At 72.1% G+C, this 10643-nt stretch carries 9 protein-coding genes; 5 read left to right on the forward strand and 4 right to left on the reverse strand.

Annotation, left to right across the window (positions count from 1 at the left end; translation table 11 throughout):
• Positions 1-12 precede the first annotated feature (12 nt).
• Positions 13-2241, reverse strand: coding sequence for a fibronectin type III domain-containing protein (locus P0Y31_RS00830; protein ID WP_275866191.1), 2229 nt, complete (start codon positions 2239-2241; stop codon positions 13-15).
• 139 nt (positions 2242-2380) lie between these two features.
• A complete protein-coding gene (topA, locus tag P0Y31_RS00835; RefSeq protein ID WP_275866192.1) occupies positions 2381-5137 on the reverse strand; it encodes a type I DNA topoisomerase in 2757 nt (918 codons plus the stop codon).
• A gap of 198 nt (positions 5138-5335) precedes the next feature.
• Between topA and P0Y31_RS00840 the strand changes: the two genes are divergently transcribed.
• The 3 genes from P0Y31_RS00840 (at position 5336) to P0Y31_RS00850 (ending at position 7136) form a co-directional block, all read left to right on the forward strand.
• The gene (locus P0Y31_RS00840) at positions 5336-6133 is read left to right on the forward strand and encodes a class III extradiol ring-cleavage dioxygenase (protein ID WP_275866193.1); all 798 of its coding nucleotides are present in this window, start codon (positions 5336-5338) and stop codon (positions 6131-6133) included.
• A 79-nt stretch (positions 6134-6212) separates the two neighbouring features.
• Positions 6213-6632, forward strand: a complete 420-nt coding sequence (locus P0Y31_RS00845; protein ID WP_275866194.1) for an MFS transporter — start codon at positions 6213-6215, stop codon at positions 6630-6632.
• Between the two features lie 102 nt (positions 6633-6734).
• Positions 6735-7136, forward strand: coding sequence for a VOC family protein (locus P0Y31_RS00850; protein WP_275866195.1), 402 nt, complete (start codon positions 6735-6737; stop codon positions 7134-7136).
• Between the two features lie 39 nt (positions 7137-7175).
• Here the strand turns inward: P0Y31_RS00850 and P0Y31_RS00855 are convergent, their stop codons facing one another.
• Both P0Y31_RS00855 and P0Y31_RS00860 read right to left on the reverse strand, forming a co-directional pair.
• A complete protein-coding gene (locus P0Y31_RS00855; protein WP_275866196.1) occupies positions 7176-8033 on the reverse strand; it encodes a shikimate dehydrogenase in 858 nt (285 codons plus the stop codon).
• 86 nt (positions 8034-8119) lie between these two features.
• The gene (locus tag P0Y31_RS00860; RefSeq protein ID WP_275866197.1) at positions 8120-8659 is read right to left on the reverse strand and encodes a VOC family protein; all 540 of its coding nucleotides are present in this window, start codon (positions 8657-8659) and stop codon (positions 8120-8122) included.
• Between the two features lie 27 nt (positions 8660-8686).
• On the opposite strand from P0Y31_RS00860, the gene P0Y31_RS00865 reads away from it, so the two are divergent.
• On the forward strand, positions 8687-9616 hold the full coding sequence (locus tag P0Y31_RS00865; RefSeq protein ID WP_275866198.1) for a helix-turn-helix domain-containing protein: 930 nt from the start codon (positions 8687-8689) through the stop codon (positions 9614-9616).
• Positions 9617-9632: 16 nt separating this feature from the next.
• Entirely contained in the window at positions 9633-10637 is a 1005-nt protein-coding gene (locus tag P0Y31_RS00870) for a hypothetical protein (RefSeq protein ID WP_275866199.1), read from the forward strand.
• Positions 10638-10643: the final 6 nt, after the last annotated feature.

The following is a 10643-nucleotide window of genomic DNA, read 5'->3' on the forward strand; positions in this document are numbered from 1 at the left end:
TGGGTGCGGTGATCAGAGGTAGGGGGCCCAGCCCGAGCTGACCGAGACGGCCCCGGTGAAGGTGCCGTTGCCCCGGCCCTTGTAGACCCGCAGCGTGCCGCCCATGGTCACCGCCCCCAGGTCGACCCGGCCGTCGCCGGTGACGTCCCGGGCCGAGAACAGCGCCCCCAGCCCGCCCCAGCCCGAGCCGACCTTCCGCCTGGTCCAGAACCGGCCCGCGCCGTTGCCGGGGTGGATCCACAGCACGCCGGCCGAGTCCACCACCAGCAGGTCCGCCCGCCGGTCACCGGTGACGTCGCTGGCCGCGAACACCGTCTGGGTCGTGCCCCACCCCGTCGCGATCCGGGTGCCCTTGCCGTACCGGCCGGAGCCGTAGCCCCGGTACAGGTAGGCCGAGCCGCCCGGGGTCACCGCCACGATGTCGGCCACCCGGTCGCCGGTGAAGTCCGCACTGCCGTCGATGAACCGCATGCCCCAGCCGGGACCGTGCACGACCTCGTAGGCGGGGCGCCCGTCGGCGCCGATGCTGTGGACCTCGAGGTGCTGCTCCGGTCCCACGAGGATGTAGCTCGGGTTGCCCTCGACCTCGCCTCCCGGGAAGGTCCGGTAGCCGCCGGAGAGCCACTCGACGGTGCTGGCACTCCTGAAGCCGGGCGCCCCGGTCCCGCGGTAGAGCCGGACCCTGCCGTCGTGGAAGTAGTTGGCCAGCAGGTCGTTCCTGCGGTCACGGTTGACGTCGCCGACCGCCCAGACGTTGGAGGACATCAGTGGCGTGGCCTTGACCGCGCGCGCGGGGCCGGTCCCCACAGAGCCCACCGCGGTGACGGTGAAGGAGTAGGTGACGGCGTTCCTCAGGCCGGTCACGCGAAGGGTGTGGTGACCGGACGCGTCCGGCGTGACGGTGATGACCCGGTTTCCGGGGTTGACCACCACCTTGTAGCCGCTCGTGCCTCTGACCTGGTGCTCCGGCACCGACCACCCCAGGTCGACCGACTGGGGACGGGGCCGGACCGAGAGGTCGTCCACCGGCGCCGGCACCACGCGGAGGTCCGCCGCCGCGAAGTCGAGGGAATGGGCCCCGGTCGCGCGCGTGAGGGGGTTGTAGGTGGAGCCGTCACGGCGGTACTCGACCCGGTTGCGGCGGGAGTCCTCGAGCACCACCCGCGACAGCTGGTGCAGACCTGCCTGCCAGGGCAGGAAGTCCACTGCCCCGGTCAGTGAGGCCGGGGTGCTGGCGTAGGGCACCACCTCGCCGCCCTCAGGGGCGAGGTAGGCCACGGAGATGAGGGTGAGCGGCCCGGTGGCGTCCTCTGCCGTGTAGCCAAGGCGCACGGAGTCACCCAGGTTCAGGGCCGTCAGGCTGGGGGTGAAGCTCTTCAGCACCGGCGGCGCCACGTCCTGGGTCGATCCGGTGGCCGTGAAGGCCACGGCAGCGAAGTCCATGCCGTGCGACGTGGGCTCGGTTGCCCCGCCGCTGACCACCACGGTGCCGCTCGGCAGGTAGGTGGCCGCGTTGCCGACGGTGTCCTTGATGGTGATCTGGTCCAGCACGTAGGTGCCGTCATAGGCACTGGCGGGAACGGCGATGGTGAGGCTGCCGCTCGCAAGAGCCGACGACGAGGTCGAGGCGACCGTGATGGAGTGCCCACGGGCCTCCGGGGCCGGGTTGCGGAACCGGAACACGGCCTGCGCCAGTGCATGGGCATCGACCGCCTCCCAGGCGACGGTCAGGTCCTCGCCGGGTCGCACAGCGGTGGCGGGCGGACGTACCTCGGTCACCACCGGAGCCGTGATGTCGTGGGTCGAACCGGAGACGGTGACGTCGTAGGCGCTGAAGTCGCGGAACTCCGTGCAGCCCGTGTTGGCGCGGCCCTCGCGGCACACATAGGTGTTGCCGTCACCGCTGGTGGCGAGGTAGACGTACTGGAGCGTCCAGAGCCCGTTGCGCACGCCGTCAGGCAGGTTGAGCGTGCCGGAGCCGGTCGACCCGGGCGTGAGGTGGACCGAGTACAGGCGGCCCGCCTCGTCGGTGTAGCCGGCCAGCGCCTGGGAGACCGGCGAGTCCACCGTGGCGGTGTAGGACAGCACGACGTTGCCGGGAGCCTGCACCGCCACCGTGCTCACCGACACGGTGTCGAGCACTGGCGGCCCGGCGGCGTTCGCCGGACCGGCCGTGGCCACGACGGTGGTGGTTGCGAGCGTGGCGACGAGCGCCATCGCCGCACACGTGCGACGCCCCATGAATCTCCCCCTGCTGGATGGTGCCCGCCGAGCGTAGAGCCTGGAGGGGGAGATCCGGGCCAAACGGGAACATCCTGCCCGAAGGTGTCGAGTCGGGCCATGGGCGCGACCCATCGGGGAGCACGTCACCCGGCCACGGTCACGCCTTCTTCGCGGCTCGCTTGGCCGTGGCCTTCTTGGCGGTGGACTTCTTCGCCGCCGTCTTCTTCGTGGCTGCCTTCTTGGTCGCGCGCTTGCGGGTGGTCGGGCCCTTGGCGCGCTTCTCGGCGAGTAGCTCGGCGCCGCGCTCCGGGGTGATCGACTCGGGCTCGTCGCCCTTGCGCAGCGTCGCGTTGGTCTCGCCGTCGGTCACGTACGGGCCGAAGCGGCCGTCCTTGACCACCATCGGCTTTCCGGACACCGGGTCGTTGCCGAGCTCCTTGAGCGGGGCGGTGCTCGCACCACGCCCACGGGTCTTCGGCTGGGCGTAGATCGCCAGGGCCTCCTCGAGCGTGATGTCGAAGAGCTGCTGCTCGCTCGTCAGCGACCGCGAGTCGGAGCCCTTCTTCAGGTAGGGCCCGTAGCGACCGTTCTGCGCGGTGATCTCGACCTCGGTGCCGTCCTCCTCGGTCGTGGTGCCGACGACGCGGGGCAGCGACAGCAGCTTCAGGGCGGTGTCGAGGTCGAGGCTCGCGAGGTCCATGTCCTTGAACAGCGACGCGGTGCGCGGCTTGACCTTGGCCTTGCCCTTCAGCGCCGCGGTCTCCTCGTCGAGGACCTCGGTGACGTACGGCCCGTAGCGCCCGGCCTTGGCCACGATGTCGCGGCCGGTCTCGGGGTCCTGGCCCAGCACCCGGCCGTCCTCGGACGACTGCTCGAGCAGCTCGCGCGCCTTCTCGGGCGTCATCTCGTCGGGCGCGACGTCGTCGGTGATGGTGGCCCGGCGGGGCTGGCCGGTCGCCCCCTCGGCCACCTCGCCGGTGGTCAGGTCGACGCCCTCGGGCGAGACCTCCTCGACGTAGGGCCCGTAGCGGCCGACCCGCACGACGATGCCGTCGCCGATCGGGATGGTGGAGATCTCGCGGGCGTCGATCTCGCCGAGGTCCTCGACGAGACGGCGCAGCCCCTCCTGGGTGCGGCCCTCGTCGCCGAAGTAGAAGCGGGCCAGCCAGCGCGCGCGCTCCTCCTCACCGCCCGCGATGCGGTCGAGGTCCTCCTCCATGGAGGCGGTGAAGTCGTAGTCGACGAGCGAGCTGAAGTGCTCCTCGAGCAGGCGGATCACCGCGAACGCCAGCCAGGTCGGGATCAGCGCCGAGCCGCGGGTGTTGACGTAGCCGCGGTCCTGGATCGTGCCCATGATCGAGGCATAGGTCGATGGGCGACCGATCCCCTTCTCCTCCATGGCCTTCACGAGGGTTGCCTCGGTGTAGCGCGGGGGCGGGCTCGTCTCGTGGCCGTCGGCCTCGGCCCGGATCACGGTGATCGCGACACCCTCGCTGAGCTTGGGCAGGCGGCGCTCCTCGTCGGCCGCCTGTCCGCCGCGGCCGCCGTCGTCGTCACGCCCCTCCTCGTATGCCGCGAGGAAGCCACGGAAGGTGATGACGGTGCCGCTGGCGGAGAACTCAACCGCGCGGCCGTCCTCGAGGGTGGCGCCGAGCTTGACGGTGGCGGTGGACCCGCGGGCGTCGGCCATCTGGGAGGCGACGGTGCGCTTCCAGATCAGCTCGTAGAGGGCGAACTCGTCGCCCCGCAGCTCGCCGGCCACCTGAGCGGGGGTGCGGAACCGGTCACCCGCGGGGCGGATCGCCTCGTGCGCCTCCTGGGCGTTCTTGACCTTCTTCTCGTAGAGCCGCGGGGCCTGCGGCACGTACTCGGCGCCGTAGAGGTCGCGGGCCTGCTGGCGGGCCGCGGTCAGGGCCGCCTCGGACAGCGTCGTGCTGTCCGTACGCATGTAGGTGATGTAGCCGTTCTCGTAGAGCCGCTGCGCGACCCGCATCGCGTTCTTGCTCGACAGCCGCAGCTTCCGCGACGCCTCCTGCTGGAGCGTCGAGGTGGTGAACGGGGCAGAGGGACGGCGGGTGTAGGGCTTCTCCTGCACCGACGTGACCGCGACGCTGGCGGCCTGGACGGCCTCGGCGATGGTGCGGGCGGCCGCCTCGTCGAGGTGGGCGACGCCCTTGGTCCTGAGGGTGCCGTCGTCGGCGAAGTCGCGTCCGGTGGCCACGCGGGCACCGTCGACCATGGTCAGGCGGGCGGTGAACTGGCTCTTCTCGTCACCGGGGGTGAAGTCGCCCTCGACGTCCCAGTAGGAGGACCGGACGAAGGCCATCCGCTCGCGCTCGCGCTCGACCACGAGGCGGGTCGCCACGGACTGCACACGTCCCGCGGACAGGCCGGCCTTGACCTTGCGCCACAGCACCGGGGAGACCTCGTAGCCGTAGAGACGGTCGAGGATGCGCCGGGTCTCCTGCGCGTCGACGAGGCGGGTGTCGAGGTCGCGGGTGCTGTTGACAGCCCGCTGGATCGCCTCGCGGGTGATCTCGTGGAACACCATCCGCTTGACCGGCACCTTGGGCTTGAGCACCTCGAGCAGGTGCCAGGCGATGGCCTCGCCCTCGCGGTCCTCATCGGTGGCGAGGTAGAGCTCGTCGGCGTCCTTGAGCAGGCGCTTGAGCTCGGAGACCTTCTTCTTCTTGTCCGCGTCGACCACGTAGTAGGCCTCGAAGCCGCTGTCGACGTCGACGCCGAACCGGCCGAACGGGCCCTTCTTGACCTCGGCCGGCATCTCCGAGGGCGTCGGGATGTCGCGGATGTGGCCCACGGACGCCTCGACGTCGTAGTCCTTGCCCAGGTAGCCGCCGATGGTCTTGGCCTTGGCCGGCGACTCGACGATGACGAGCTTGCGCCCCGTGCTCACGTGTTACACCTCAGTCCTGCCAGGCACGTGCAGCGGATTCGTCGCTGCTCGGACGTGCTCGACGGAAGGCACGGTAGCCGGTCGGCCCGGCCCCACGTCCACCCGGTCGTCAACGGGTGGGACGCCGGCCGGTCCGGGCGACCGGGCGGCATACCAAGTTGGTTGAAACTTAAACTTGATTCGGCGTACACTGATCCCGTGACCGACACCGCCACCCGCCAGCCCGTGCTCTACCTCAGCCACGGAGCGCCGCCCCTGGCCGACGACCCCGTGTGGACCCGCCAGCTCGCCGACTGGTCGGCCAGGTTCGGCAAGCCGAAGAACATCCTCATGGTCTCCGCCCACTGGGAGGAGGCGCCTCTGGCGCTCAGCTCCACCTCTGGCCGTACGCCGCTGGTCTACGACTTCTGGGGCTTCCCCAAGAAGTACTACGAGGTGACGTATGCCGCCCCGGGCGCGCCGGAGCTCGCCGACAGCGTCACCCGCCTCGTGCACGACCACGACACCCCGGTGCACCGCGACGAGAGCCGCGGCCTCGACCACGGCGCCTACGTGCCGCTGGTCGAGATGTACCCCGAGGCCGACGTCCCGGTGCTCCAGATGTCGATGCCGACCCTCGACCCGCAGCACCTCTTCCAGCTCGGCCGCAAGCTCGCGCCGCTGCGTGACGAGGGCACCCTGATCGTCGGGTCGGGGTTCACCACCCACAACCTGCGCTGGTTCAACCCCGCCGCAGGTCCGAACGGACCCGTGCCGGCGGCCTCCTCGGAGTTCGACCACTGGGCCGCCGAGGCCCTCGAGCGGCAGGACGTCGACGCCGTCCTCGACTTCATGCACAAGGCGCCGGCGGCCCACGCCGCCCACCCGCGCACCGAGCACTGGGCCCCGCTCTACGTCGCGCTCGGCGCGGCCCACGAGTCGGGCTCGCTGGAGAACGAGAGCGTCATCGACGGGTTCTGGTTCGGCCTGAGCAAGCGGTCCTGGCAGTTCGCCTGACCATCGTCTGAGCCCCCGCGGACGCCACGTCCCCGACACTCTGGCGTCGACGTCGGCGGCGCCTGACAGGATGCCCGGCGTGCGTGAGCTACCGGGGTGGGTGCGCTGGCTGCTGGTCGGCCGGTTCGTGGGCGCGCTCGGGTCGATGGCCTGGGTGTTCGTCCCCCTCTACCTCGCGTCCGACCGCGGGCTGGGCGAGGCGGCCGCCGGCTCCATCGCGGCCGTCTGGGGCGTGGGCATGATCGTCGGCAACCTCGCCGGCGGCTCGGTGGGCGACCGCTGGGGACTACGTCCGACGCTGGCCGGGGCCTCTCTCGCCTCCGCCGTCGGGTGCCTCGTCGTTCCCGCCACACCCACTGAGCCTCTACGGCGCGGCCTCGATCGGCGGCACGGTGCTGGCGCCCCCGCTCGCCGGCGCCCTGTTCGGCTTCGATGCGAGGGCGATGTGGCTCGCCGGGGGGGCTCCTCGCCCTGGCCGCTGCCGCGCCCCTGCTGCTGACCGGCCCGCGCCTGCGCCCCCAGGCCGCGGCCCCCGAGACTGCTGGCTCGCCCGCGGCCAGCACCCGGTGACGAGAGGTGCCGGCGGCCCCTACCGTGGAGCATGATCACCGCTCTGCACACGGTCGTCTACGCCGATGACCCCGAGGCCGCCCGTGCCTTCTTCCGCGACGTCCTGCAGCTCCCCGGCGTAGACACCGGCGGCGGCTGGCTGATCTTCAGGACGGGCTCGAGCGAGATGGGCGTGCACCCCGCGTCATGGGAGCACGCGGGCCGGACCGGCGGCACGGACCAGCACTTCGACCTCTCCTTCATGTGCGACGACCTCCAGGCGACCATGGAGGAGCTTGCAGCCCGCGGCGCCCGCTTCGAGGGCGAGGTCGAGGAGCAGCCCTGGGGCTCGACCATCCGGGTCCACGTCCCCGGTGCCCGGCCGGTCACGGTCTACCAGCCGAAGTACGACCCACCGGCCCTGGCCCGCGACGACCTCGAGGCCATGTGGTGACCTGACGGGGCGAGACGGGTCGCCTGTCCTCCTGCCGCCCTACCCGTCGAAGACCTCCTCCAGGGCGCGTCGCATCACCGCGCGGTCGGGCTCGGCACCGGTCCAGAGCTCGATGGCGATGGCGCCCTGCTCGACGAGCATCCCGAGGCCGTCCAGGGTCTCCGCGCCACGGTCGGCGGCCTCGCGCAGCAGCCGGGTCTCCGGCGGGTTCGGGATGACGTCGGCCACGAGCATGCCCGGCCCGATGCTGTCGAGGTCGACGTCGATGCGGTCCTCGCCGTGCGGCGCAAGGCCCACCGACGTGGAGTTGACGACGATCGACGTCCCGGCGGGCACGGCATACGTCTGGTCCCACACGGCATGCCGGGCCCGTGCCGGGGTCGCCCGGTTGACCAGGTCGGCGAGAGAGGCGCCCCGCCCGGGGTCGCGGTTGACGACGGTCAGCTCCGTCACGCCTGCCAGCGCCGACTCCACAGCGATCGCCCGGGCCGCCCCGCCCGCACCGAAGAGCACCATCGACGCACCGGCCGGGTCCACCACGGTCCGCAGCGAGCTGACGAACCCCTGCCCGTCGGTGTTCTCGCCAACCAGGTCCTGACCTTGCCTCACCACGCAGTTCACCGCGCCGATGATCCGCGCCGACCCGGCCAGCCGGTCGAGGTGCCCGACCACCGCGACCTTGTGCGGCAGCGAGCAGTTGAAGCCGGCCCACCCCATGGCCCGGGCGCCCCGCACGGCGTCCCCGAGGCCCTCGGGCTGGACGTCACAGTTGAGGTACCGGGCGTCGAGGCCCAGCGCGCGGTAGGCCGCCTCGACCATCGCCACGGTCGGGTTGTCGGCGGCGGGTGTCGAGAAGGAGCCGGTGAGCGTGCTGACGAAACTGCGGTTCGGGGCCATGGAGTCCTCGCTCGTGGGGTCGCAACGACTGGACAGGCATCATGCACACCGCGCGGCCGATGTCGTCATCATCCCCGCTGGCCCGGCTAGGCCTGCGACTCGCCCTGCTCCTCGGACTGCGACGCGAGCCACTCGTCGACCCGCCGCTCGGCCTCGGCGGGGTCGACGTCCTCCACCCGGGTCATGAGGGTCCAGCGGTGGCCGAACGGGTCGAGCAACGCCGCATACCGGTCGCCCGTCACGAACGTCTCGGGCTCGCCGTACCCCTTCGCCCCGGCCGAGGCCGCCGCGGCGTAGACCCTGTCGACGTCCGCGCAGTAGTGCACGCAGGAGTGGGTCACGGCGTCCGAGCCGTCCGGCGCCCGCAGGTTGTGGTCCGGCGCGGGGTCACTCAGCTGGATCCGGCCGTTGCCGAAGTCGAGCTCGGCGTGGGCAACCGTCCCTCCGGGCCCGTCGTTGCGGCTGACGAGCCGGGCCCCGAACACCGCCGTGTAGAAGTCGATGGCGGCCGCGGCGCCGTCCACGCACAGGTAGGGGGTGATCGAGGTGTAGCCGTCGGGGACGGGGCCCACGGCCGGGGCCTCGTGGGTACGGGTGTTCTGGTCTGTCATCTCGTGGGTGCTCATGTCGGCCAGCCTGCCTAGGCTGCCCCCGTGGGGTCTTGGACGAACGCGACACCCGCGGTGCCGAGTAGGTATGCCGCGCGGCCGGCCCCGCGCCGCCTCCCGCCCGATGCGCGCCGCCCCGCGACGGCCACCACCGCTGGGATCCTCCGCCCCCGCGAGCACGCCACGGTCGTCGAGCTCGACCGCCCGGCGGCCAGCCCCGAGCTGGAGACCTGGGTCGAGCACTACTGGACCGTGCGCTGGGACCTCGGCGACGCGGCGTACCGGTCCGAGGTCGTGCCCCACCCGGCCGTGCACCTGTCGGTGGAGTCCGGCACCACGCCCCACCATGGCATCCCGATGCCCGCCGCGCTGGTGCACGGCGTGGTGACGACACGCTTCACGGTGGACCTCGCCGGCGAGGGGCGGGTGTTCGGGGTGAAGTTCCGCCCGGGGGGGTTCGGGGGGTTCACCGGGGAGGACGTCGGCGCCTGGACCGGGCGGGTGCTCGACCTGCGTGCGGCCTTCGGCGACGCCGCGGACGCCTTGCGCGAGGCAGTGCTGGAGGCGGACACCGACGAGGAGCGCGTTCTCGTCATGGACGCCTTCCTGATGGCGCGGCGGCCGGGAGCCGATGCTGCCTACGAGCGGCTCCTCGACGTCGTCGCGGGGATGCTCGCCGACCCGGCCCTCGTCTCGGTCGAGGCGGTCTGCCATCGCTATGGCGTATCGGTGCGCACCCTGCAGCGGCTGTTCCGGCGCTACGTCGGGGTGGGTCCGAAGTGGGTGCTGCGCCGGTACCGGCTGCACGACGCGGTGGCCCTGATCGACGCCGGCGAGGGCCACGACCTCGCCGCCCTGGCGACGCGGCTCGGCTGGTACGACCAAGCCCACTTCACCCGCGACTTCACCGAGGTGGTCGGCAGACCCCCGTCCAGGTACGCCGCATCTGGTGGGGGTGGCGCTACGCGGGGGTAGGTGCACACCATGGGTAATGGCCGTTTCAACCACTCTCGGACGTCGCGCTTTCCTCCGCTCGGCCTCGGCCGCTGCCACCCTGACTGCCGCTGCCGCCGCTGTGCCGCTCCCGGGTGCGCACGCGGCCACGGCGTCGAGCTCCGCCTCCCGCTCCCTCCCCCACACCGTGCGGCTCCCCGACGGCATCCGACCCGAGGGCATCACGTCGGGTCCGGGTGACCGCTACTACGTGGGCTCCCTCGCCGACGGCCGCATCGTGACCGGCGACCTGCGGCGCGGCACCTCGAAGGTGCTGCTGCCCGGCGCCACGGGACGCCAGCTGCGCGGTCTGTGGTTCGACAGGCGAAGCGGGCTCGTGTGGGCCGCCGGTAACGTCGAGGCGGACGCGCACGTGTGGGCCGTCCGGGCCTGGAGCGGAACGGTCGCCCACGACATCGTCGTGCCGGACGCCGTCTTCCTCAACGACCTAGTCGTCACACGCCGCGCAGTGTGGGTCACCGACTCCCGCAGGGACCGGCTCACGCGCATAGACCTCGACCGCGACGGCCACCCCTCCAGCGACGAGCCGGAGTTCCTCGAGCTCGGCGGCGACTGGCCCGCCTTCGACGGGACCAACATCAACGCCAACGGGATCCGGCAGCTCCCGGACGGCAGCCTCGTTCTCAACAACAGCAGCGCCGGCGGGCTCTGGCAGGTGCACCCGCGGACCGGCGAGGCCACCGAGATCCCCGTCTCGGGTGGCCCGGGCCTGACCGGAGGCGACGGCCTGGAGCTGCACGACGACGTGCTCTACGACGTGCGGGGCAGCGGAGACGCCGAGGTGTCGGTGCTGCGCCTGACACACGACGACGGCGAGTGGCGGGCCCGCTGGGTCACCGCGCTCCGGGACTCCACGCTCGACGTGCCGTCCACCGCAACGCTGGCCGCGGGCTCGCTCTGGGCGGTCAACGCCCGCTTCGGCGTCGCCTCGCCGGAGACGGCCAGGTACTGGATCACCCGGCTCCCCACCGCGCACCACTGACGCGAC

This window comes from Knoellia sp. 3-2P3 (assembly GCF_029223115.1).
GTDB lineage: Bacteria > Actinomycetota > Actinomycetes > Actinomycetales > Dermatophilaceae > Pedococcus_A.

Excerpts from the sequence above, each read along its gene's own strand:
- P0Y31_RS00870 (WP_275866199.1), top strand. The coding sequence starts at position 9,633 with ATGGCCGTTTCAACCACTCTCGGACGTCGCGCTTTCCTCCGCTCGGCC.
- P0Y31_RS00855 (WP_275866196.1), bottom strand. The coding sequence starts at position 8,033 with ATGGCCCCGAACCGCAGTTTCGTCAGCACGCTCACCGGCTCCTTCTCG.
- P0Y31_RS00860 (WP_275866197.1), bottom strand. The coding sequence starts at position 8,659 with ATGAGCACCCACGAGATGACAGACCAGAACACCCGTACCCACGAGGCC.
- P0Y31_RS00830 (WP_275866191.1), bottom strand. The coding sequence starts at position 2,241 with ATGGGGCGTCGCACGTGTGCGGCGATGGCGCTCGTCGCCACGCTCGCA.
- P0Y31_RS00850 (WP_275866195.1), top strand. The coding sequence starts at position 6,735 with ATGATCACCGCTCTGCACACGGTCGTCTACGCCGATGACCCCGAGGCC.